This is a genomic window from Saccharospirillum sp. HFRX-2 (genome assembly GCF_043196805.1).
Classification (GTDB): domain Bacteria; phylum Pseudomonadota; class Gammaproteobacteria; order Pseudomonadales; family Natronospirillaceae; genus Saccharospirillum.
Genome location: NZ_JBEBMU010000004.1, coordinates 250,343 through 274,040, shown reverse-complemented (window position 1 = coordinate 274,040; position 23,698 = coordinate 250,343). Strand labels below are relative to the sequence as shown.

The following is a 23,698-nucleotide window of genomic DNA, read 5'->3' as shown; positions in this document are numbered from 1 at the left end:
AATTCGTAAGGTGTGCGTATTCTAGTGATCCCCCCGGGCCCTCTCAAGCCGCCACTAAGACGAAAAGACCAGTTTTTTATCGCCAGGGGGAATAAAAACTCAAATTTCTCTAAGTATTGAGTATCGTTCTTATTTGGAGGCTGGGCCGTTGTCCCTGAGTTTGGTCTGTTGCTCATGCAACCAGTTCAGGGCTTGCAGCGGTGTCATGCCATTCAGGTCGAGTTTTTCCAGCCGTTCCAGCAAAGGGTGCGGTGCGCTGGCAAACAAGTCGTTTTGCAAGGGAGTGTCCCGAACGGCGGCTTGGCTGGACTCTGCTTTGCGGGTGCGACTGGGTGTCGAAGTGACGATCGGCCCACCTTCAAGTTCAGATAATTTGCTGCGCGCAGCATCGATAACAGCGCCCGGCACTCCCGCCAGACGAGCTACCTGAATACCGAAACTCTGGCTGGCGGGTCCCGGTTGGACGCGGTGCAAAAACACCAGGCGATCGTCGTGTTCGGTCGCATCCAGATGCAGGTTGCGAGCGTTTTCGTAGTGATCGGGCAGGGCGGTCATCTCGAAATAATGGGTCGCAAACAGCGTTAATGCCCGCTTGGTTTCCGCCAGTTCCGACGCCGCGGCCCAGGCCAATGACAGACCGTCGAAGGTCGAGGTGCCGCGGCCGACCTCATCCATGATGACCAGACTATTGGGTGTGGCGTTGTGCAGAATATTGGCCGTTTCGGTCATCTCGACCATAAAGGTGGAACGGCCGCCGGCGATGTCATCCGACGAGCCCATACGGGTGAAGATACGATCGATATTGCCGATTTTTGCAGCCGTTGCAGGCACAAAGCTGCCAATATGGCCGAGCAGCGCTATAACCGCGGCCTGGCGCATAAAGGTACTCTTACCGCCCATGTTCGGGCCAGTAATGACCAGGGTGCTGATGTCGCTGTTCAGCGTCAGATCATTGGGCACAAAGGGCGTTTCGGTTACCGCCTCGACAACGGGATGACGGCCTTCGCTGATATGCAGCTCGGCGGCATCGGTCAGTTCCGGCGCGTTCCAGTTAAAACGATCGGCGCAATTGGCCAGACAAACCAGGGTATCCAGCTCAGCGAGCGCATTGGCCATGGTCTGCAAGTTAGCCAGATCGTCGGCCAATTCCTGCACCAGGGCTTCATAGAGAAATTTCTCCCGCGCCAACGCCCGGCTTTTGGCACTCAGGGCTTTATCTTCGTATTGCTTCAGTTCCGGGGTGATAAAGCGTTCGGCGTTTTTCAAAGTTTGGCGGCGGATGTAATCCGTCGGGGCTTCGCGCGCTTGGGCCTTGCTGATTTCAATGTAGTAGCCGTGCACCCGGTTGTAGCCGACTTTGAGTGTCGGCAGGCCGGTGCGCTCGCGTTCCTGCTTTTCCAGTTGCAGCAGAAAGTCGCTGGCGTTGTTGTCGATGCCGCGCAGTTCGTCCAGTTCTTCATCGAAGCCTGCAGCAATAACACCGCCTTCGCGAATCACCACCGGCGGGTTGTCGATCAATGCCCGGCCGAGCACATCCTGCCAATGAGGCTGTTCGTGCAAGGCATCGGCCAGTTGTTTTAAACGCGGAGAATCGAGTGGTGTCAGATCGTTTTGCAGCAGCGGCAATTGCGTCATGGCTTCGCGCAGCCGGACCAGATCGCGCGGTCTGGCTGAGCCGAGCGCGACTCGCGACAGCACCCGTTCGATGTCGCCGATGGGTTTGAGCAGGGCGGCGAGGCCTTCGAAACGGAAATCGTCGAGCAAGGTACTGATGGCGTGCTGGCGCTGGCGCAGTTCGTCGCGGTTGCGCAGCGGCCGGCCCAGCCAGCGACGCAATTGACGGCTGCCCATGGCGGTGGCGCAGTGGTCCATCAGTTGAAACAGGGTGTTGTCTTCCTCGCCGCGCACGTTGAGGTCGATTTCCAGGTTGCGGCGCGAAGCGGCATCGAGAATCACCGAATCGTCATGGCGTTCGGGCAGGATGGCACGAATGTGTGGCAGCGTGCTCTTTTGCATATCGCTGGCATAGGTCAAAAGGCAGCCGGCGGCGCGCAACGCCAGCGGCATGTCCTGCACCCCGAAACCGCTGAGATCGCGGGTACCTAACTGGGTGGTCAGACGTTCACGGGCAGAGTCGAGATCGAACAGCCAGACTGGCTGATGACGCATGGCAGTGCGCGTCGACAACTCCGGCGCCGGGTCGTCTTCGGGCAACAGCAACTCACTCGGCCGCAGACGTTCCAGCTCGGCAATCAACGCTTCCTGACTGCTCAGCAGTTGCACGGTGAAACGGCCGGAGGCCATATCCAGAGCGGCCAGACCGAAGCCATTGTCGCGTTCGATTAACGCTACCAGCAGGCTTTCCTGGCGGTCGTTCAAAAAAGCTTCATCGCTTAAAGTGCCGGGTGTCAGTACCCTTACCACCTTGCGCTCGACCGGACCTTTAGCCGCGGCGGGATCGCCAATTTGTTCAGCGATGGCAACGGTATGCCCTTGACGCACCAGTCGGCCGATATAGCCTTCGGCGGAATGGTAAGGAATACCCGCCATGGGAATGGGCTCGCCAGCGCTTTGGCCGCGTTGCGTCAGGGTGATATCGAGCAGGCGGGCGGCTTCTTTAGCGTCGCCGTAGAACAGTTCGTAGAAGTCACCCATGCGGTAAAACACCAGATCATCTGGATGCTGACCTTTGATCTTCAGGTACTGTTGCATCATGGGGGTGTGTTGATTTTTACTGGTGGTTTGCGACATGCGGTGAGGGTCTTGGTTGATCCGTGAAGAGCCGCTCATGGTATTCGAATCAGAGTCAGGATGAAACGTATGGTCAGCGACGATCAGAACATCGTTCGATTAGCTCAAAGACTGCTGGCGTCTGGTTCACGTCTGGTTACCGTGGAAAGTTGTACCGGCGGAATGATCGCCGCCGCCTTAACCGATATGGCCGGTAGCTCGGACTGGTATGAAGGCGGTTGGGTCACCTATTCCAATGAACTCAAGCAGGCGTTGGGCGTACCCGCTCGAGGCATTGAGCAACATGGCGCGGTCAGTGAACAGGTGGCGCGCGCCATGGCTGAAGCCGGCCGGCGTCAGGCCGGGGTTGATTATTCCGTCGCTGTGACCGGCGTTGCCGGGCCCGGGGGTGGCAGTGTGGAAAAACCCGTTGGCACGGTCTGGATCGGCTGGGCACTGGGTGATCAGACTCAGGCAGAACGTTTTCAATTTGGCGGTGATCGAGCCGCCGTACGCGAGCAAACCGTTCAAGCAGCCCTGTCGGGTTTGCTGGAGCGCTTAGCCAATACAATTTGAACTTGTCGGTGCAGGCTGACCTGTGCCAGAATACTGTTCATTCATACAGTAAAAGGTGTTGGCGAGTCTGACACCCGTCGACAGCCTCAGGGGGAACACCATGGACACCAATAAAGAGAAAGCCTTATCCGCAGCCTTAAGCCAGATCGAGCGTCAGTTCGGCAAGGGTTCGGTAATGCGCATGGGCGACCAAAAGCACGTATCGGTGCCGGCGATTTCCACAGGCTCCCTGGGGCTGGATATCGCCCTGGGCATTGGCGGTTTGCCAAAAGGCCGGGTCGTGGAGATCTATGGGCCAGAAGCCTCGGGTAAAACGACTTTGACATTGCAAGTTGTTGCTGAAGCTCAGAAAGCCGGCGGCACCTGCGCCTTTGTCGATGCCGAGCATGCGCTCGACCCGTCCTACGCCAACAAGCTGGGCGTTAATGTGGATGACCTGCTGGTGTCCCAGCCCGATACCGGTGAGCAGGCACTGGAAATCGCCGACATGCTGGTGCGTTCCAATGCCGTCGACGTTATCGTCATCGACTCCGTTGCCGCCCTGGTACCCAAGGCTGAAATCGAAGGTGAAATGGGCGATATGCACGTTGGCCTGCAGGCGCGCTTAATGTCTCAGGCGCTGCGTAAGATCACCGGCAATATCAAGACCGCCAACTGCCTGGTGATCTTTATTAACCAGATTCGTATGAAGATCGGCGTGATGTTTGGCAGCCCGGAAACCACCACCGGTGGTAACGCGCTGAAGTTCTATTCCTCGGTTCGTCTCGACATTCGCCGCACCGGTACCATCAAAGAAGGCGACGAAGTGGTCGGTTCCGAAACCCGGGTCAAGGTGGTTAAAAACAAGGTAGCACCGCCGTTCAAACAGGCCGAGTTCCAGATCCACTATGGTAAGGGTATCTACCATATGGGCGAGGTGATCGATCTGGGCGTTAAGCTGGGCGTGGTAGAAAAATCCGGTGCCTGGTACAGCTATCAGGGCGATAAAATCGGCCAGGGCAAGGCGAATGCCGCCAAGTATCTGGAAGATAATCCGGAAGTGGCGCAGGCCATTGAAGCTAAAATCCGTGAAGCCTATCTGGTTACCAGCAAGGCTCCGGAAGAGGCTGAAGCGGCCGATAAAACCGAAGACGCAGACAAACCCCAAATCGAAGCTTGATCTGATCCTAGCGGCGGGCGCTTGATCAAGCCGCCCGCCGCTATTACCGCTATGGCCGATACCCCCTGGAATACCGCTTTAAATATTCTGGCTCGCCGCGAACACAGCCGGGCAGAGCTCGCGCGCAAGCTGGAACAGCGTTTTCCTGATCAGACCGACAGTGTGACTGAAGCGCTGGATCGTCTCGCAGAGCAGGGGCTGCAAGATGACCAGCGCTTTGCCGAAGCTTTCTTCCGCAGTCAGTTGGAGCGTAATCGTGGCCCCATCCGCATGCGTCACGAAGCCCGCCAGAAAGGCATTGCCGAGGCGATGGAAGCGCAACTGGCCGAGGCTGAAGTTGATTGGTATGAATTGGCGTTGGATGCAGCGACTCGTAAGCTGGGCCGTGATGATCCGTCCGAGCCCAAGGTCCAGGCCCGCCTGGCGCGTTTCCTGGCTTATCGCGGGTTTGACGGCGAATGCGTCCGTGCCGTCCTGTCTCAACTGCGTGCAACGCGCTCCGATGATGATTTCGAGTTCATCGATTAACCCCTTTTATCGCCTCAAAACCCCTTGTCTACTGGTGTCCGCAGAACCTTCTGTGTAACATTAGCGCCCTTTGAAACGACTGTATTTTCGCCACACAGCCAGTTGTTTTGTCACTCTTTTCCAAGGTGCGGTCCAACATTCAGGGCGCGCGACCGGTGCGGTAAAGGACGCAAGCTAGATAATGAAGACTTCTGAAATACGCCGACGTTTCCTCGATTATTTCGTCAGTCAGGGCCATACCGAAGTTGAAAGCGGCTCTCTGGTACCGGGCAATGATCCGACCTTGTTGTTTACCAACGCCGGTATGGTGCCCTTTAAGGACGTCTTTCTGGGCCAGGACAAACGCTCCTATAACCGTGCTGTTACCTCTCAGCGCTGCGTGCGCGCCGGTGGTAAGCACAACGATTTAGAAAACGTTGGCTATACCGCTCGCCATCACACCTTCTTTGAAATGCTCGGCAACTTCAGTTTTGGTGATTATTTTAAACGCGATGCCATCCGTTTCGCCTGGACCTTTCTGACCCAGGAATTGGGCCTGCCGAAAGAGCGTCTGTGGGTCACTGTCTATCATGATGATGACGAAGCTGCGGATATCTGGATTAACGAAATCGGTGTGCCGGCGGATCGACTTTCCCGGCTGGGCGAGAAAGACAATTTCTGGTCCATGGGCGACACCGGTCCTTGTGGTCCGTCCTCAGAAATTTTCTATGACCACGGTCCGGAAGTTCCCGGTGGTCCTCCGGGCAGCCCGGATGATGATCTCGATCGCTATATCGAAATCTGGAACCTGGTGTTTATGCAATTCGATCAGGCCGCTGATGGCACTCGTACGCCATTGCCGCGTCCGTCTATTGATACCGGCATGGGACTGGAGCGTCTTGCTGCTGTGCTGCAGCAGGTGCATTCCAACTATGAAATTGATCTGTTCCAGAATCTGATTCGTGCCGTTATGGCGGCGACCGGTTGCGACGATGTCGAAAACCGTTCGCTGCGTGTTATTGCCGACCACATCCGTTCGACGGCTTTCCTGATCATCGATGGCGTTGTGCCTTCGAATGAAGGTCGTGGCTACGTACTGCGCCGTATTATGCGTCGCGCTATTCGCCACGGTTACAAGCTGGGTCAGAACGAGCCTTTCTTTTATAAGCTGATCGATGCGCTGGGACAGCAGATGGGTGAAGCCTATCCGCAATTGCTCAGTATGAAAGAGCATCTGCAGAAAGTGATTCTGCTCGAAGAAGAACAGTTTGCTCGTACCCTGGACAACGGTATGGAGGTTTTAGAGGCCGGTATTGCCGAGTTAAGTGGTAAGACACTGCCTGGCGAGTTGGTCTTCCGTCTCTACGATACCTATGGCTTCCCGGCCGATTTGACCGCCGACGTCGCTCGTGAGCGCGATCTTGAAATCGACATGGCGGGTTTCGAAGAGCAGATGGAAGCTCAGCGTCAGCGCGCGCGTTCGGCCAGCAAATTTCGCATGGACAAAGATCTCGATCTGCAATTGGCAGGTGCCACCGACTTCCTCGGTTATGACAGCCTGGTTGGCGAAGGTCGGGTTATCAAATTACTGCAAAGCGGTGAGTCGGTTGATCAACTGAACGCTGGCGATGATGGTGTGATCATTCTGGACCGCACGCCTTTTTATGCGGAGTCCGGCGGCCAGATCGGCGATCATGGTCAGCTCAGCGCTCAGGACGTTGAGGTGGTGGTCGATGATTGCACCAAGTTGCAGGGCCATCACTTGCATCAGGTACGCGTGCAATCGGGCACGGTAAAACTGGGTGACACCCTCCAGGCAACGGTTGCCCGCGCCGAACGTGAAAACACCATGCGTCACCACAGTGCGACTCACCTTTTGCATGCGGCTTTGCGTGAAGTTCTTGGCGATCACGTTCAGCAGCGTGGTTCGCTGGTTACCTATGACAAACTGCGTTTTGACTTCTCGCATCTCGAAGCGGTAACGCCCAAAGAATTGCGTCTGATCGAACAACGCGTCAACGAGCAGGTGTTCGCCAATACCGAAGTGAGCACCGAGCTGATGCCGATCGAGCAAGCCAAGGCAAAAGGCGCTATGGCGCTGTTCGGTGAAAAATACGACGACGAAGTTCGTGTTTTGACCATGGGTATCAATAACTATTCGATTGAACTTTGTGGCGGCACTCACGTTCGTCGCACTGGGGATATTGGTCTGGTGCGTCTGGTATCTGAAACCGGTATTGCCTCGGGTGTTCGCCGTATTGAAGCAGTAGCCGGACCTTATGCCTTGGCTGAGGTTCATCTGCAGGAAGATCGCTTGGACCAGGTTGCCGCTGTTTTTAAAACCGGTACTGACCAGGTTGTTGACCGGGCAACACAGGCGCAGCAGCGGGTGCGTGAACTGGAGCGCTCGGTTGAGCAACTGAAAACCAAACTTGCCTCCAATGCTGGTACCGATCTGGCCGCCAGCGCTGTGGAAATCGGTGGCATCAAGGTGTTGGCCGCGGTACTTGAAGGCGCCGATGCCAAGACTCTGCGCGCCACCCTGGATCAGTTAAAAGACAAATTGCAGACGGCGGCCATCGTGTTGGCAGCGGTTAACGACGGCAAGGTGCAGTTGGCGGCCGGGGTAACCAAAGACAGCATTGATCGTCTCAAAGCCGGTGACCTGGTTAATCAGGTCGCCAGTCAGGTGGGTGGTAAAGGCGGTGGTAAGCCGGATATGGCCATGGCCGGCGGCAGTGAGCCGGAAAAACTCGCCGATGCATTGGCATCGGTGCCAGCCTGGGTCGAACAACAACTGGGCTGAGCAACGTGCTTAGCCTCAATCAGCATCCTGCAGTCGGGAACGAAACGGATGGCGTTATACGTTCATAAGTACGGCGGCACATCAGTCGGTTCGGTTGAGCGCATCGAACATGTCGCCGATAAGGTAAAAGCCGCTCGCGATGCCGGTGACGATATTGTCGTCGTGGTGTCTGCCATGAGTGGCGAAACCAATCGCTTGGTCGATTTAGCCAAAGGCATTACTGAGCAACCCAATCCACGCGAGATGGATGTGCTGCTGTCGACCGGGGAGCAGGTCACCATCGCCTTGTTGACGATGGCTTTGCATAAGCGTGGTTGTGCGGCGCGTTCCTATACTGGCGATCAGGTCCGCATTCTCACTGACAGCGCTCACACCAAGGCGCGCATTCGTCATATCGATGTCGATGCCATGCAAAAAGACCTCAAAGCCGGCCGCGTTCTGGTGGTCGCAGGTTTTCAGGGTGTCGATGAATTGGGTAATACCACGACGCTGGGCCGAGGCGGTTCTGACACCACAGCCGTTGCGCTGGCAGCTGCGTTGAAGGCCGACGAATGCCGCATCTATACCGATGTCGATGGTGTTTACACCACCGATCCGCGCGTGGTTGATCGCGCTCGTCGCCTGGAACAAATCACCTTCGAAGAAATGCTGGAAATGGCCAGTCTGGGTTCGAAAGTGTTGCAGATTCGCTCGGTCGAATTTGCGGGCAAATACAATGTGCCGTTGCGGGTGCTGTCCAGCTTTGAGGATGGCCCCGGTACCCTGATTACGCTGGAGGAAGAGAGCAAGATGGAACAGCCCGTCATTTCAGGTATTGCCTTCAACCGGGACGAAGCCAAGCTGACGGTCCTCGGTGTGCCCGATATTCCGGGCGTTGCCAGCCGTATTCTGGGCCCGGTCAGCGCTGCCAATATCGAAGTGGACATGATCGTCCAGAACGTCGCGGCCGATAACAGTACCGACTTCACCTTTACCGTCCATCGCAACGATTACGAACGCGTCCAGCAGGTATTGAGCGAAGTTGCCAACGACCTGGGTGCGCGGGAAGTACGGGGTGATTCGGCGATTGGCAAGGTGTCTATTGTCGGTGTCGGCATGCGCTCACACGCCGGCGTGGCCTCTAAGATGTTCGATACACTGGCGGCCGAAAACATCAATATTCAGATGATTTCGACCTCGGAGATCAAGGTATCGGTGGTGATCGCGGAAAAATACCTTGAATTGGCGGTACGTGCCCTCCATTCAGCATTCGAACTGGATGAGCCCGCGGAAAGCCGCTAAGGTTTCCCAGCATATTATTAGGTAAGAAACAGCGTTGTTCGCTGCCCCGAACAACGCTGTGGCCTGACAGCAGTTGAGTCGGCCATTGTTAGGTGTAAGTGGTCTTTCTATGGGGATGCTTGAAGTCACGACTAACGGCTGATGGCGGACCTGGTAGGAGCTGGATAATAAGTAGTTCCAGATAACTTAGGAGAATTTCGATGCTTATTTTGACTCGCCGCGTGGGTGAAACCCTGATGGTGGGTGACGAAGTAACTGTCACCGTACTTGGCGTCAAAGGGAATCAGGTCCGTATTGGCGTAAACGCGCCCAAGGATGTTGCTGTACACCGCGAGGAAATTTATCAGCGCATTCAGCGGGAAATGGGTCAGCCTGAAGGTGACGAAGAGGTTTAAGCTCATTTTTAAGGCTAGCGTCACTTGCCCGATAAGATGAGCTAATCGCTTAATTTTATTGAGTTTTTTCCTTTCATTTTGGAAATAACATGGTAAGATGCGCGCCGTTGTTCGGAGAGATGGCCGAGTGGCTGAAGGCGCGCCCCTGCTAAGGGCGTATGGGAGAAATCTCATCGAGGGTTCGAATCCCTCTCTCTCCGCCATTTGCTCTTGCAGTGCTGGTTGATTGACAGCAGCCTGTCGCAGCAAAATCGATGATCGGTCGCTGACCGGTCATCGCGTTAAGCGCCCGTAGCTCAGCTGGATAGAGTACCTGGCTACGAACCAGGCGGTCGCACGTTCGAATCGTGCCGGGCGCGCCATTTTTCAGGTCAACTTAGCCGTGTTGGTGAAGTTGATAACGCTCTCGCTTCAATAGAGCCTAAAGATGAAGCAATTCGCGCCCGTAGCTCAGCTGGATAGAGTACCTGGCTACGAACCAGGCGGTCGCACGTTCGAATCGTGCCGGGCGCGCCATTTCCCTTCTTGTAATATCCCTCCTTTTGGCACTGGTTTTGCCCTCTTGTTGCGTCTTTAATCAAGCTGGTTATGGCCTGTCTATTAGGCTGCTGTACCTACTTCGCCAACGCTCTGACTCAACAAATCCAGGGGGCTTATGTCGACGTCTCTGATGATGGCTGTGAACGACATTCTTGATCAGCAGCCAGCCGATTCCGGTTGTTTCCATACCGCTGTTGCAGGATTGGACATTATTCGATCTTTTGCGCAGGTGGAGGCCAATCACAGCCTCTATCGTCCGTCACTGTGCGTGGTATTAACCGGAGAAAAACAGATCTTGCTGGCAGACCAATGTTTGTCCTACGGTCAAATGCAGGCTTTAGTTGTCAGTATGGACATGCCCGCTTGCGGGCGAATTGTTGAGGCTTCGAAAGCTGGCCCATTCGTGGGGATTACGCTGGAATTGGATTTTTCCAAGCTGAGTGAGTTGATCTCCCAGATGGACCGTCCGCCCGTTCCCAGTTCGGCTGAAGCAACGGCTGTGTATGTCCTTGATATCGATGATCAACTGGCCGACTGTCTGCTGCGACTGATACGGCTGTCGCAAGATCCCCAGGCGGTTCCAATTCTCGCGCCGGCCATGATGCGTGAAATTCACTACTGGCTGTTGCGCAGCCCTTATGGGATTGAATTGTGTAAGCTGGCCGAGCCCGAATCGCAGATGCATCGCATTGCTAAGGCGATCCAGTTGTTGCGTCAGCGCTATACCGAACCGCTGCGCGTTGACGAAATTGCCAAGTCGGTACAGATGAGCGCCTCTTCTTTTTATCAACATTTCAAAGCGATCACCTCACTGTCGCCGATCCAGTATCAAAAGAAATTGCGTTTGCTCGAAGCCAGGCGGCTGATGGTCTCTGGTGCAATCCGGGTAACGGATGCGGCTTACCAGGTCGGCTACGAAAGCCTGGCTCAATTCAGCCGCGATTACAGCCGTGAATTCGGCGCAGCCCCAAAACGCGATATCACGACACTGCGCGCTCAGTTGACAGGGGTCTATAACGGCCTGGCTATGGCTGCCAACTGAGACTGAAATGACGCCACTCAGTGCAGACCCGTATTATTTGGAGAAATGAGCAAATTTTATAAGAAATGCTGCAAGCGGATGGACATCTAAAAGCGCACTTTAGTGATGAACCCGCTGGCCACTATCAAGGCCGGCATCTGTCGTCATTCATTGCAGGAATTTCAGATGGCACACTGGACTCAAGACAACATTCCCAACCTGGCAGGCCGCCTCGCCGTTATTACTGGAACCGGCGGAATTGGCTTTGAAACAGCACTGGCGATGGCGCGGGCGGGAGCCAGTGTCGTCATTGCCGGCCGTGATCCGGCTAAAGGGGCTGCTGCCGTCAAGACCATCAAGCAAGCTGTGCCCTCGGCGCGCCTAGACTTCGGTCAGCTGGACCTGGCGAATCTGGCTTCAATCAAAGCCTTCGCGACCGAGTTGGCGCAGCACCAGCAACGGCTGGATATTCTGATCAACAATGCCGGCATCATGAATCCGCCTAAGCGGCGCGAGACTGCAGACGGCTTTGAATTGCAATTGGGTACGAATTATCTGGGCCATTTTGCGCTGACGGCCCATTTGTTACCGCTGCTCAAAGCGGGTGATAGACCTCGGGTGGTTTCACTGAGCAGCGTTGCAGCCCGTTCCGGTGCAATTGATCTGAGCGACCTGCAGGCACAGCGCCGTTATGTGCCTATGGTGAGTTACAGTCAGTCGAAACTGGCGTGTCTGATGTTTGCGCTGGAACTCAATCGCCGCAGTGAAGCTGCAGGCTGGGGGATCAGCAGCCTTGCCGCCCATCCGGGTGTTTCACGCACTGACTTGTTGCCCAATGGCTCTGGTGCGAGCAGCGTGCAAGCGCGGATACGCCGTTATTTGCCGTTTCTGTTTCAGCCTGCTTGGCAGGGTGCATTACCCAGTCTCTACGCCGCCACTGAACCGACGGCCAAAGGCGGGCACTACTATGGACCGGACCGACTCGGCGGCACCCGCGGTTACCCCAAAGAAGACACATTGCCGAAACAGGCGTTGGATCAGGCGGTATCGGCACAGTTGTGGGCCCAGTCGGAGGCGCTCACTGGGGTGCACTTTGACTAACCCGTTTGGCGTTGATTAACGATTAAGGCGTCGTCTGGGTCAGTGGTTGCAAGCGCTGATCCAGACGTTCCAAATCCCTTTCGCCTCGCACGCCCTGCCACAGCTGTTCCGCTTCCGGATGAACCTGTCGTAAATGGTTCAGCCACTGCTTCAATCGACCGGCGCAGTAACGTTCTGGCATCACTTGTCTAACCTCGCCCCAAAATTGTGTGATTAACGGTGCTAGGTGCGACCAACTGGTTTTGTCGGTTGCGGCGGTGTTGCGAATGCGTGCCGCCAGATCCGGATTGCGGATGGCGCCTCGGCCGAGCATCACATCCCCGGTGCCGACGATGCTGACACAGCGTCGATAGTCCTCGGGTGTCCAGATATCGCCATTGGCAATCAGTGGCAGTCGAATGTGTTCAGCCAGCTTCGCTAACTGATCCCAATGCGCCGGCGGTGCATAGCCCTGAGCTTTGGTGCGGGCGTGGACCGTCAGTTCGGTCGCGCCTGCGCTTTCAATGGCCTGGGCGTTTTCAACCATCAGGCTGGCATCGTCATAACCCAGGCGCATCTTGGCGGAAACCACTACCTCGGCGGGCAATGCCTGGCGGACCGCTTGAACCACTCGATGGAGCGTTTCCGGCTCACGCAGCAAGATGGCGCCACCCTGGCTGCGATTGACCGTCTTGCTGGGGCAGCCGAAATTCAAATCGATGCCGAAAGAACCCAGTTCAATCGCCTTTTGCGCGTTCGCGGCCATGGCGTCCAGATGATTGCCCAGCAATTGCACGCGCACCGGCGTGCCACTGGCGGTTTGCCCGTTATTCAGCAGTTCCGGGCAGACGCGATGAAAGACGCTGTCCGGCAAAGGCCGATCCACCACGCGCACAAATTCCGATACCACCCAGTCGAAGCCGCCTTGGGCGGTAATCAGGCGGCGTAGAAAGTGGTCGGCGAGGCCTTCCATAGGAGCGAGAATCAAGCGCATGGGAGTTTGAATCGGTGGTTTGCAATGCGCCGAAAGTCTAGTCGAACGCTGGACTGGATCAAGAGAAAAAGCGCTGTCAATTCAAGATCTTGCAATGAATTGTTGTGAAAGTTGCCGAACCGGTCTCGGTTGCTTGTGTTCTCATTCTTGGGGTAACCTTTAGCGCGCTTGGGATTGTCCGCCCACTGGTCGCGGATAACAAATAAGTACAATGAAGGGCCGTTTGAGTGCCCGTTTGAAACCCAACAGCCCGGCCGCCAGGGTCCCGGCCATCTCCAATCGGTCGGACCGAGTGCGTCTGCCGGTAGAGCAAGGACCTGTGCAATGACGAATCTGATGATGAACGGACTTGAGCTGATGCTGCTGGGCATGGGCACCGTCTTCGTCTTCCTCACCGTCCTGGTGATCGGCACCCTGGTTATGTCACGACTGATCATGCTGGCGCCTGGAACCCCCGAACCTGAACCTAAACGCGCTGGTCGTAACGGCCGCGACGACCTGTCTGAGGTCGCGGCAGTTGCTGCCGCAGTCAAGGCGGTACACGGCCGCTGATGCTAACAAAGCATTACGAATTCCACCCTAAGGGCGAGCACCATGACGACTCATAAAAATCCAATTCAACTGACTGACGTCGTATTGCGCGACGCTCATCAGTCGCTGTTCGCGACCCGCCTGCGTCTCGACGACATGCTGCCGATCTGTGAAAAGCTGGATCAAATCGGTTACTGGTCGGTCGAATCCTGGGGCGGCGCCACCTTCGACGCCTGCATCCGTTACCTGGGAGAAGATCCCTGGGAGCGCATTCGTGAATTGAAGAAGGCGATGCCCAATACCCGCCAGCAGATGTTGCTGCGTGGCCAGAATTTGTTGGGTTATCGCCACTACGCAGACGACGTGGTCGATCGCTTTGTGGAACGCGCGGTCACCAATGGCGTGGATGTTTTTCGCGTCTTCGATGCCATGAACGACCCGCGTAACCTGCAGCGCGCCATGGCGGCGGTGAAGAAAAACGGCGCTCACGCTCAGGGCACCATTTCCTACACCACGAGCCCGGTGCATAACACCGATGCCTGGGTGGAACTGGCGCAACAGGTAGCCGATATGGGCGCCGATTCGCTGGCGATTAAAGACATGGCCGGCATTCTGACACCTTACGATGCTTACGAACTGGTCAGTCGTTTGAAGGCCACCCTGGATATTCCGATTGCGCTGCATTGCCACGCTACGGCGGGTCTGTCGTCAATGACCATTATGAAAGCCATCGAAGCCGGCATTGATCGGGTCGATACCGCTATTTCGTCCATGTCGATGACCTACGGCCATTCGCCGACCGAGTCGATTGTCGCCATGTTGCAGGGCACCGACCGTGATCCGGGCTTCGATCTGCATAAACTTGAAGAAATCGCCGCCTATTTCCGCAGCGTGCGTAAAAAATACGCCGCTTTCGAAGGCCAGCTGCGTGGTGTCGATTCCCGCATTCTGGTAGCTCAGGTGCCTGGCGGCATGCTGACCAATATGGAAAGCCAACTGAAAGAGCAGGGCGCCGGCGACAAATTCGATCAGGTGCTCGAAGAAATTCCGCGCGTGCGTGAAGACCTCGGTTTTATCCCGCTGGTTACGCCGACCTCTCAGATTGTTGGTACCCAGGCGGTGCTCAATGTGCTGACCGGCGAACGTTACAAATCGATCTCCAAAGAAACCCAGGCCATTCTCAAAGGTGAGTATGGAGCGGCTCCGGCGCCGTTCAACAGTGACTTGCAAGGCAAGGTGCTCGATGGCGCCGAAGCCATTACTTGCCGCCCGGCGGATCTGATCGAGGCTGAGATGGATCGACTCAGTGATGAGCTCGCCGGTATCGCCAAAGACAAAGGCTTTCAACTGGCAGATGCGGCCGTCGACGATGTACTGACCTATGCCTTGTTCCCGCAGATCGGTTTGAAATTCCTGGAAAATCGCGGCAACCCGGATGCGTTTGAGCCGGTGCCGAGCGAAGCCAGCGCTGCGCCAGCGAAAGCCGGCGGTGACAGCGGCACCTACACCGTTGAAGTGAATGGCAAGTCCTATGTTGCCGAGGTTGATGCCAGCGGCGATGTCAGTGTCAGCATCAACGGCAAAGCCTATAAAACGCGCATCAGTGAAGGTGGTGAAGTCTCGGCATCTGCAGCGCCAGCGGCCAGCGGACTGGATATTCCGGCGCCACTGGCTGGCAACATCTTCAAGGTGTTGGTGCAGCCGGGCGACAGCGTTGAAGAAGGTGAGGTCGTGATGATCCTCGAGGCGATGAAGATGGAGACCGAAGTCAGCGCTCCGCAGGCGGGCACTGTTAGTGCTGTTTCGGTCAAGGCGGGCGACTCAGTCTCCGTCGGCGACACCCTGCTGACGCTGTGAGGATGGCATGGATAAACTGAATCTGTTGTTGAGTCAGTCGGGTTTCGCGAACCTGACCATCGGCCAGTTGTCGATGATTTTGGTCGGGCTGCTGCTGATCTTTCTGGCGATCCGCAAGGGCTTTGAACCCTTGCTGCTGTTGCCCATCGGCTTCGGCGCCATCCTGGTTAATATTCCCGAAGCCGGCATGTACGCAGCGCCGGTCTATGACGCCGAAGGACACATGTTGGCGGCGGGCGGGCTGCTGTATTACGTCTACCACGTTGGTATCGAAAGTGGGGTTTTCCCGCTGCTGATCTTTATGGGCGTCGGCGCCATGACCGATTTCGGGCCGATGCTGGCGAATCCCAAAACCTTGTTCCTGGGTGCGGCTGCGCAGTTTGGTATTTTCGGTACCATCATCGGCGCGGTCTGGATGAGCTCGATGGGCTGGATGGATTTCTCGCTCACCGACGCCGCCGCCATTGGCATCATCGGTGGTGCTGACGGACCAACGTCCATCTTTATCGCCAGTCGGTTGGCGCCGGAACTGCTCGGTGCCATTGCCGTAGCGGCTTACAGCTATATGGCGCTGGTGCCTTTGATCCAGCCGCCGATCATGCGTCTGCTCACCACCAAGAAAGAACGCGCCATCACCATGACGCAGCTGCGCGTGGTGTCTAAGCGCGAGAAGATCATCTTCCCGTTGTTGGTGTTGGTCCTGGTGGCGTTGTTTCTGCCGTCGGCGACGCCGCTGTTAGGCATGTTCTGTTTCGGTAATCTGATGCGTGAAAGTGGTGTGGTCGAACGCCTGAGCGACACGGCCCAGAATGCGTTGATGAATACCGTGACTATCTTTCTCGGTCTGGCGGTCGGCTCCAAACTCAGTGCCGAGGCGTTCTTGAACGTTGAGACACTGGGTATTCTGTTGCTCGGTCTGGCAGCTTTCTGTGTCGGCACCATGGCTGGCCTGCTGATGGCCAAGCTGATGAACGCCTTCAGCAAAACACCGATCAACCCGCTGATTGGTTCAGCCGGTGTTTCTGCCGTGCCAATGGCCGCGCGGGTGTCCAACAAGGTGGGCCTGGAAGCGAACAACCAGAATTTCCTGCTGATGCACGCCATGGGCCCGAACGTGGCCGGCGTGATTGGTTCAGCCGTGGCTGCCGGTGTGTTGCTGGCCTATTTGGGCTGAAACCGGTCGCTGTCGAATCAACGCCGCCTTCGGGCGGCGTTTTTCGTTCTGGTGAGCTATTTGGTCGCCCGCCCGGCCATGGCATACTGCCGTTTTGATTTTTCCTCTTTAAGGATGGTTCATGGAAATTCTGGCGTCGTTTTCGGCCCTGACCTGGTTCTTTATGGTGGCGATTCTGGGCTTATTGCTGTATTTCCACGGCCCGGTCTATTCAGCTCATACGGCCAACTACACTCCCAGCATCCTCACCTCCATCGGCATCTTCGGTACCTTTATCGGGGTGGCGCTGGGTCTGGCCAGCTTTGATACCAGCGATATTCAGGCCAGTGTGCCCGATCTGCTGAACGGTCTGAAAACTGCCTTCTGGACGTCGATTGCCGGTCTGGCAGGCGCTTTGACGATCAAGTTTCGTTACGCCATTTCCAGCATGAGAGTGCGCGCGCATCGTGAAGCCAAGCAGACGGCGACGATGGACGACCTGGCCTGGCATCTGGAGCGTATTTCCAACCACCTCAGTGGTGAGGAAGATGAAGCGCTGACCGTCATGCTTAAAGATCAGCATCAGGCACAATTGGCGCGTCAGCAGGAAATGGTCGATGTCATCCGTAACTATCAGGCGGATATGACCGAAGCCAACAAGACCGCGCTGCAGGAAGCCATTGGCCATGTGATGCGCGAATTCAACACCCGCATTGAAGAACAATATGGCGAAAACTTCCGCCGTCTGAACGAAGCTGTGGGTCGCATGGCGGAATGGCAGCAGCAGAATCGTGAGCAGATTAACGAGCTGGTTGAGAGCAATAAGATCAGTGCCGAAAGCGCGCGTGCCGGTGCCGAAGCGTTCGAGCGGTTGATCAAGCAGACGCAGTCTTTCACCAGTGTCGCTGAAGATATGGAAACCCTGCTGTCGGCACTGCGCACTCAGAGTGAAAACCTGCGCGATTATCTGTCGACATTCTCGTCTTTGGTGGCCGATGCTCATCAGGGCTTGCCGCAATTGGAAAACCGCATTCTGCAATTGACCGACAGCTTGAGAGATGTGGTGGAAGGCCAGGGCGCCCAGATGCGTCAACTGTTGGAAGATGCCGCCGGCGGCATTCGCGATACCAGCGAGAAGGTGAACGAAGCGCTGGTCAATGGCACCACCACGGCTCAAACCCGTCTGGGCAAGCAGTTAAATGAATTGCTGGAGCGCAATGACGTTCAGATCAAAAAGCTGGATGAAGCCATGGAAGCTGAACTGAACAAGGCACTGAAATCCTTTGGTTATCAGCTGACCGCTTTGTCGGAGAAATTCGTTAACGACTACACGCCGCTGACCGATCGTCTGCATGACCTGATCAAGGTTGCGGAAGCGTCCAAATGAACAGCGATCAGGAACACATCGAACAGGAAGAACATTGGGTCTCGGTCAGTGACTTGATGGCCGGCTTGATGATGGTCTTTCTGCTGGTCGCCATCGTCTTTATGGTCAATGCCGAAATTGAACGCAACAAGGTGCGCGATGTGGCGATTTTGTACGATCGCTTGCGCACCCAGTTGTACCAGGATCTGGTCAATGAATTCGCCCCGGATCTTGATCGTTGGGGCGCGGAAATCGATCCCGACCTGAGCATTCGTTTTAATCGCGAAGAGCTGACCTTCGCTCAGGGCGAAAGCAATTTACGGCCGGAATTTGAAGATATTTTGAGTGAATTTTTCCCGCGTTATCTGCGCATTATTACCTCGGAAAAATACCGTCACGACATTGCCGAAGTGCGCATCGAAGGACACACCTCCAGCGGTTGGGCCGGACAAAGCGAAGACGCCGCCTATATTCTGAATATGGGACTGAGTCAGGCGCGTACCCGTTCAGCGCTCGACTACGTGTTGAATCTGGATGCGGTGGAAAGCGAACGCACTTGGCTGAAACAACATATGACGGCGAACGGTTTGTCGTCCTCGAAACCGGTGCTCAATGCCGATGGCAATGAAGATTCTGACCGTTCCCGGCGCGTCGAATTTCGGGTACGGACCGATGCGGAAAGCCGTATCGCTTCCATTCTTGAGAGCCAGCTGTAATGGAATTGCAGGACTTTCTGGAGTTCGAACCGTTCAACCAATTACGAGCGGCGATGGGTACCGACCAGCTTGGTTATTTCGAGCTGTTCGATCCTAATATTCACCTGACCGGCGAAGAGCGTTCGCTGTTGGAGCGACAGGGTCTGACCTTGCCTCGTCAGCAGGTGGGACGGTTGCTCGATCATACCCTGTGCTATAAAAACAGTCGGGTGGTGCTGGTGGGGCAGGGCTGTTATCACCTGTCACACTGCGAGTCGTTGCAGGCGGATCATGAAGTGACCATTGCCACCAGTATGCAGTCTTTGAGTCCGCTATTGTCCGTTTGTCCGGCTTGTCTGCAGTTACTGGGTTACCAGGGTTACGACGCCCAGAAGGCGCGCAAGGAAGGTTACAATGCCCGGGTGTTGGCAGATTTTGCACTGCCGCAATTTTGGCAGGAGTATCCGCCTTATCCGATCAAGCGTGATCGTGAATTGGTTAAAGCCCTGGATTGAAACCCTGTTTGCTCTGTCACGGATATTCAATCGGGTTCGGTTATACTGCCGCCCCCATTTTTGATGAGGAACCGCATGTCTCGCCTTCGCCTCTTGGTTGTATCTGTTCTGGTTGTGTTGCTCACCGGCTGCGCAGCCCGACAAATACCCGACAATCTGTCCAGCGCCATCCTCGACAGCGACGATCTGCAAACCGTGCAAGACGGCTTGCCCAGCTATCTGCTGATGATTGATGCGCTGGTGGAAACCTATCCTAAAAGCGAAGAGATGAAGCGCACGGCAGCCACCTTGAATGGCGCCTACGCCGGTGTCTTTGTCGAGGTCGAAGCGGTTGAGCGCCGTCAGAACATGACCGCCAAGGCGCTGAATTACGCCTTCGATGCTTTCTGTACTTATGACAAAGATGCCTGTGGTCTGCGCGATGTACCGCCGGACGAGCTGGCCTCCATTCTGACTCAGTGGGATGACGCGGACGACCTGCCGTATCTGTATACAGTGGGTACCACCTGGGCGGGCTATATCCAGGCCCACAGTGATGACTGGCTGGCGGTTGCTGAACTCGGTCAGGCGCAGTCTGTTTTAGAGCAGGCAGTGAGTATTGAGCCGGAGTACGAGAAAGGCACGGCGCTGCTGTATCTGGGCGTTATGAATTCGATTCTGCCGCCGAGTCTGGGTGGTAAGCCGGAAGTCGCTCAGGATTATTTTGAACGTGCGCTGGCTGCAGCTGACGGCGATAACCTCATCATTCAGGTCTATTACGCGTCTCAGTACGCACGCTTGTTGTTTGACCGGGAACTGCACGACCGTTTGCTTCAGGAGGTATTAAGCAGTGATCCCTATGTTGAAGGACTGACTCTGCAGAACATTTATGCGCAGCAAGAGGCCGCTCGTTTGCTGGCCAGTGCTGACGATTATTTTTAAAGGATCTAATTGATGACAACAGCTTTATTGCGCAGTCTGATCACGCTCGCCCTGGTGTCGCTGACGGCTATGGCCAGCGCCGCCACTACCTTGAAAATTTCCACCCAATATCCCGACGGCAACGCTGTGCTCAATGAACTGCGCCGTGCTGGCCAGGCGATTGAGAGCCGAACCGAGGGTCGGGTATCGGTGCGCTTTTACCCTGGCGGTGTCATGGGTGACGACCAGGCGGTTCAGCGTAAGATCCGTATCGGTCAGCTCCACGGCGCTTTGGTGCAAAGCGGTGCTCTGGCCAACGCCTATCGCGATGCGCAAGTATTAAATGCGCCTTTGTTATTTCGCAATTATGACGAAGTGGATGCAGTACGCCGCGAAGTGGACCCCATTATCACCGAGGGTTTGGCCGATAATGGCTGGCTGACATTCGGTTTGATCGAGGCTGGTTTTGCCTATGGCATGAGCCAGAAACCGATTCTGTCGCTGGCCGATCTGGAACAGCAAAAACTCTGGCTGCCGGCGAACGATCCGCTGTCGGAACAGGTTGCGCGGGCGTTCGATATTAATCCTATCGTGCTCAATATTGGCGATGTGTTGACTGGTTTGCAGACCGGGGCGATTGACGCCATCGTGGCGCCTCCAGTTGGTGCGATTACCTTGCAATGGTACAGCCGGCTCGATTATCTGACCGATGCCCCTTTCATGTATACCTACGGCGTTCTGGCCCTGCATGAGCGCGCCTTGCGCGGTGTTTCCGAAGCTGACCTGGCCATTATTCATGATGAATTTACAACCGCCAGTCAGGTGATCGACACCCAGACGCGTGAAGATAATTACCGCGCTCTTGATGCGCTGCAGCAACTGGGGATTGAAGTGTTGCAGCCACAGCCGGAAGACCGCCAGGCATTGGAGCGCGAATCAACACGCGCGACGCAGCGCCTTATTGAAGAAGGTCAGTTTTCCCAGCAGATTTATGATCGTATTGAAGCCTTATTGATGCAGGTGCGCAGCGAATCATGAAATGGCTGTGGCGCTTGGATGCTGGCTTGGCCCGGGTTGAAACCCTGCTGTTGGCAACGACACTCTTTGTCATGATCGGCTTTGCCGTTTTGCAAATCGGCTTGCGCAACCTGTTGGGCACCTCCTGGTTCTGGATCGACCCGGCCAACCGTCTGTTGGTGCTGTGGCTGGCCTTGCTCGGCGCTCTGGTCGCCACCCGCCGTGGTGAACACATCGCTATCGATGCTTTGCGTCATTATGTCAGTGGTCTTTGGGCGGCCATTATTGAGCGCTTGGCTACCGGTTTTGCTGCGCTGCTGACCGGCATTATGGCCTGGCAGTCGACGCGCTTTGTGATCGATGAATATCGCTTCGATACCACCACCTTTGCTGAACTGCCGGCCTGGCCGTTCGAGCTGATCATGCCGATTGCCTTTGGTTTGATGGCACTGCGTTTTGCCGGCCAGGTCGTGACGGGTCGCCCGGAGGTTCGCAATGTCTAGCTTGATGTCGGCCGTTATCGCGGTCTTTGCGGTGCTGGGCGCGCCCTTGTTTGTGGTGATTCTTGCCGCGGCCGCCTGGGGTTTCTGGGCCGCTGGTATCGATCTGATGGTGTTGCCGATCGAACTCTATCGGTTGACCGAAAATACCCTTCTAATGGCGCTGCCGTTGTTTGCCTTTGCCGGTTATTTGCTGAGCGAAAGTCGCACCGCCGATCGGCTGGTACGGGTGTCCAACGCGGCTTTGGGCTGGCTGCCCGGTGGCAGCATTTTGATCGCGCTGCTGGCCTGTGCCTTTTTCACCATGCTGACCGGTGGTTCTGGCGTCACCATCGTAGCCCTCGGTGCGTTGCTGGTGCCGGCGCTGACGCAGGCCGGTTACAGTGAGCGCTTCGCTCTCGGCCTGGTCACCACCTCTGGCAGTTTGGGGTTATTGCTGCCGCCGGCCATTCCGCTGATTCTGTATGGCATCGTCGCCCAGCAGATGGACGTTAGCGGCGTCGCCATTCAGGACCTGTTTCTGGCTGGTCTTATTCCTGCTTTATTAATGATTGTGGCGCTCTGGGGCCTGGGTCTGTGGCAGCAACGCCATCAATCGGTTCCGTTGGTACCTTTTAATGCGCGTGAACTGGGTGCCGCGCTTTGGGAGGCCAAGTGGGAATTGGGCATTCCGGTGATTGTGATCGGCGGTCTGTTCAGCGGCTGGCTGGTGGTATCTGACATTGCTGCCATAACAGCGCTTTATGTGCTGGTTATTGAAGTTCTGGTGTATCGCGAAGTGCCGGTTCGCCGCCTGGGCAGTATTGCAACTGAGGCGATGAAGGTTGTTGGCGGCATTCTGTTGATTCTGGGCGTGGCCTTGGCCTTTACCAACCTGATGATCGATTTGCGGATACCGGATCATGTCTTTGCCTGGGTCAGTACTCATATCGACAGCCGCTGGGCGTTCTTATTATTCCTCAACATAGCTTTGTTGGTGCTTGGCGCCGTTCTGGATATCTTTGCCGCCTTGATCATTATCGTACCGCTGATCCTGCCGGTGGCACTGCAATATGGCATCGACCCGATCCATCTGGGGATTATCTTTGTTGCCAACATGCAGATTGGCTACTTCACGCCACCGGTCGGCATGAATCTATTTATTGCCAGTTACCGGTTTAAGCGCTCCATTACTGAGCTTTATTTAGCGACACTGCCAATGATGCTGGTGCTGATGGCTGTCGTTCTGCTGATCACCTATTGGGAAGGCATGGTGCTTTGGCTGGTGCGTTGAGCGTGACTGGGTAATCTCTAAAAAGTTACGCTAAACGTTTGACTCCATTGAGAAAATCGCTAAAATGCGCAGCACTTTCGGGGGAGCTGAGACGGTGTTAAGTCGCCTAAGTCGCTCGAAAGTGACCAGCCGGAAGGCTTAAAATTTTAGCGTTATGGGTGTGTAGCTTTTATGCCCGTAGGGTGCAGCTGGGGCACGAAGTGCTTAGGCGGCTCTGATAACGCAAAGCCGGAAGGCTATAAATTTAACAGCGTTATGGGTGTGTAGCTTTTATGCCCGTAGGGTGCAGCTGGGGCGCGAAGCGCTTAGGCGGCTCTGGCAACGCAGTCAGCCGGAAGGCTTAAAATTTTAGCGTTATGGGTGTGTAGCTCAGCTGGGAGAGCATCGCCCTTACAAGGCGAGGGTCAGCGGTTCGATCCCGTTCACACCCACCATAACGCGGAGCGGTAGTTCAGTTGGTTAGAATGCCGGCCTGTCACGCCGGAGGTCGCGAGTTCGAGTCTCGTCCGTTCCGCCATTTTTTGTAAGACCTGGAGGCATAGGCCTGGGTCGCGAGCTGGAATGCCAGCCCAGTCGACTCTCGTCCGTTCCGCCATTTCTTCACCTTTAGGTGAAGGCACCCGAGCTTTCCAGCTTAATGGTGCATCAATCTTCTCTGGACCTATGGTCAAGTCGAAGACGGGAGCTGATACCCGCCAAACAGAGTGCAGCGCTTAGCTGATAGTGGAGCGGTAGTTCAGTTGGTTAGAATGCCGGCCTGTCACGCCGGAGGTCGCGAGTTCGAGTCTCGTCCGTTCCGCCA

General features: G+C 55.9%; 20 protein-coding genes and 6 tRNA genes. 24 read left to right on the top strand and 2 right to left on the bottom strand.

The window, feature by feature from the left end:
- Window positions 1–129 precede the first annotated feature (129 nt).
- Window positions 130–2,751 (bottom strand): DNA mismatch repair protein MutS, encoded by a 2,622-nt coding sequence (mutS, locus tag ABMA60_RS11390; protein WP_392803004.1) that lies wholly within the window; start codon window positions 2,749–2,751, stop codon window positions 130–132.
- Window positions 2,752–2,811: 60 nt separating this feature from the next.
- Between mutS and ABMA60_RS11385 the strand changes: the two genes are divergently transcribed.
- From ABMA60_RS11385 to ABMA60_RS11335, 11 genes are all read left to right on the top strand, one after another.
- A complete protein-coding gene (locus ABMA60_RS11385) occupies window positions 2,812–3,306 on the top strand; it encodes a CinA family protein (RefSeq protein ID WP_392803001.1) in 495 nt (164 codons plus the stop codon).
- 100 nt (window positions 3,307–3,406) lie between these two features.
- Complete coding sequence (recA, locus tag ABMA60_RS11380) at window positions 3,407–4,465, top strand: recombinase RecA (RefSeq protein WP_392802997.1); 1,059 nt, start codon at window positions 3,407–3,409, stop codon at window positions 4,463–4,465.
- Window positions 4,466–4,486: 21 nt separating this feature from the next.
- Window positions 4,487–4,993 (top strand): regulatory protein RecX, encoded by a 507-nt coding sequence (locus ABMA60_RS11375; RefSeq protein ID WP_392802994.1) that lies wholly within the window; start codon window positions 4,487–4,489, stop codon window positions 4,991–4,993.
- Between the two features lie 181 nt (window positions 4,994–5,174).
- Window positions 5,175–7,778, top strand: a complete 2,604-nt coding sequence (gene alaS, locus ABMA60_RS11370; RefSeq protein WP_392802991.1) for an alanine--tRNA ligase — start codon at window positions 5,175–5,177, stop codon at window positions 7,776–7,778.
- 48 nt (window positions 7,779–7,826) lie between these two features.
- On the top strand, window positions 7,827–9,059 hold the full coding sequence (locus tag ABMA60_RS11365; protein ID WP_392802989.1) for an aspartate kinase: 1,233 nt from the start codon (window positions 7,827–7,829) through the stop codon (window positions 9,057–9,059).
- Window positions 9,060–9,259: 200 nt separating this feature from the next.
- Window positions 9,260–9,454: a carbon storage regulator CsrA gene (gene csrA / locus ABMA60_RS11360; protein ID WP_108165838.1), complete on the top strand. Its 195-nt coding sequence runs from the start codon at window positions 9,260–9,262 to the stop codon at window positions 9,452–9,454.
- Between the two features lie 113 nt (window positions 9,455–9,567).
- Window positions 9,568–9,657: transfer RNA gene (locus tag ABMA60_RS11355), tRNA-Ser, on the top strand.
- Between the two features lie 82 nt (window positions 9,658–9,739).
- Window positions 9,740–9,816 (top strand) — tRNA-Arg (locus ABMA60_RS11350).
- Between the two features lie 77 nt (window positions 9,817–9,893).
- Window positions 9,894–9,970, top strand: a tRNA-Arg gene (locus ABMA60_RS11345).
- A 139-nt stretch (window positions 9,971–10,109) separates the two neighbouring features.
- Complete coding sequence (locus tag ABMA60_RS11340) at window positions 10,110–11,036, top strand: AraC family transcriptional regulator (RefSeq protein WP_392802985.1); 927 nt, start codon at window positions 10,110–10,112, stop codon at window positions 11,034–11,036.
- 165 nt (window positions 11,037–11,201) lie between these two features.
- Window positions 11,202–12,116: an SDR family oxidoreductase gene (locus ABMA60_RS11335; RefSeq protein ID WP_392802982.1), complete on the top strand. Its 915-nt coding sequence runs from the start codon at window positions 11,202–11,204 to the stop codon at window positions 12,114–12,116.
- A gap of 22 nt (window positions 12,117–12,138) precedes the next feature.
- On the opposite strand, the gene ABMA60_RS11330 is transcribed toward ABMA60_RS11335, so the two are convergent.
- Window positions 12,139–13,089 (bottom strand): tRNA dihydrouridine synthase, encoded by a 951-nt coding sequence (locus tag ABMA60_RS11330; RefSeq protein ID WP_392802980.1) that lies wholly within the window; start codon window positions 13,087–13,089, stop codon window positions 12,139–12,141.
- A gap of 324 nt (window positions 13,090–13,413) precedes the next feature.
- Between ABMA60_RS11330 and ABMA60_RS11325 the strand changes: the two genes are divergently transcribed.
- From ABMA60_RS11325 to ABMA60_RS11265, 13 genes are all read left to right on the top strand, one after another.
- Window positions 13,414–13,641, top strand: a complete 228-nt coding sequence (locus ABMA60_RS11325; RefSeq protein WP_392802978.1) for an OadG family protein — start codon at window positions 13,414–13,416, stop codon at window positions 13,639–13,641.
- 42 nt (window positions 13,642–13,683) lie between these two features.
- Complete coding sequence (gene oadA / locus ABMA60_RS11320) at window positions 13,684–15,477, top strand: sodium-extruding oxaloacetate decarboxylase subunit alpha (protein WP_392802975.1); 1,794 nt, start codon at window positions 13,684–13,686, stop codon at window positions 15,475–15,477.
- A 7-nt stretch (window positions 15,478–15,484) separates the two neighbouring features.
- Window positions 15,485–16,651, top strand: coding sequence for a sodium ion-translocating decarboxylase subunit beta (locus tag ABMA60_RS11315; protein ID WP_392802972.1), 1,167 nt, complete (start codon window positions 15,485–15,487; stop codon window positions 16,649–16,651).
- A 121-nt stretch (window positions 16,652–16,772) separates the two neighbouring features.
- Window positions 16,773–18,017 (top strand): hypothetical protein, encoded by a 1,245-nt coding sequence (locus ABMA60_RS11310; protein WP_392802970.1) that lies wholly within the window; start codon window positions 16,773–16,775, stop codon window positions 18,015–18,017.
- Window positions 18,014–18,712 (top strand): flagellar motor protein MotB, encoded by a 699-nt coding sequence (locus tag ABMA60_RS11305; protein ID WP_392802968.1) that lies wholly within the window; start codon window positions 18,014–18,016, stop codon window positions 18,710–18,712. Before ABMA60_RS11310 ends, ABMA60_RS11305 begins: the two co-directional genes overlap by 4 nt.
- Window positions 18,712–19,206 (top strand): hypothetical protein, encoded by a 495-nt coding sequence (locus tag ABMA60_RS11300; protein WP_392802965.1) that lies wholly within the window; start codon window positions 18,712–18,714, stop codon window positions 19,204–19,206. Before ABMA60_RS11305 ends, ABMA60_RS11300 begins: the two co-directional genes overlap by 1 nt.
- A 75-nt stretch (window positions 19,207–19,281) precedes the next feature.
- Window positions 19,282–20,127: a TRAP transporter TatT component family protein gene (locus ABMA60_RS11295; protein ID WP_392802962.1), complete on the top strand. Its 846-nt coding sequence runs from the start codon at window positions 19,282–19,284 to the stop codon at window positions 20,125–20,127.
- Between the two features lie 12 nt (window positions 20,128–20,139).
- On the top strand, window positions 20,140–21,144 hold the full coding sequence (gene dctP, locus ABMA60_RS11290; RefSeq protein WP_392802959.1) for a TRAP transporter substrate-binding protein DctP: 1,005 nt from the start codon (window positions 20,140–20,142) through the stop codon (window positions 21,142–21,144).
- On the top strand, window positions 21,141–21,626 hold the full coding sequence (locus ABMA60_RS11285) for a TRAP transporter small permease (RefSeq protein ID WP_392802957.1): 486 nt from the start codon (window positions 21,141–21,143) through the stop codon (window positions 21,624–21,626). The genes dctP and ABMA60_RS11285 overlap by 4 nt, the downstream gene beginning before the upstream one ends.
- Entirely contained in the window at window positions 21,619–22,896 is a 1,278-nt protein-coding gene (locus ABMA60_RS11280; protein ID WP_392802955.1) for a TRAP transporter large permease, read from the top strand. The genes ABMA60_RS11285 and ABMA60_RS11280 overlap by 8 nt, the downstream gene beginning before the upstream one ends.
- 358 nt (window positions 22,897–23,254) lie before the next feature.
- Window positions 23,255–23,330, top strand: a tRNA-Val gene (locus ABMA60_RS11275).
- Window positions 23,331–23,336: 6 nt separating this feature from the next.
- A tRNA-Asp gene (locus ABMA60_RS11270) sits at window positions 23,337–23,413 on the top strand.
- 208 nt (window positions 23,414–23,621) lie between these two features.
- Window positions 23,622–23,698 (top strand) — tRNA-Asp (locus ABMA60_RS11265).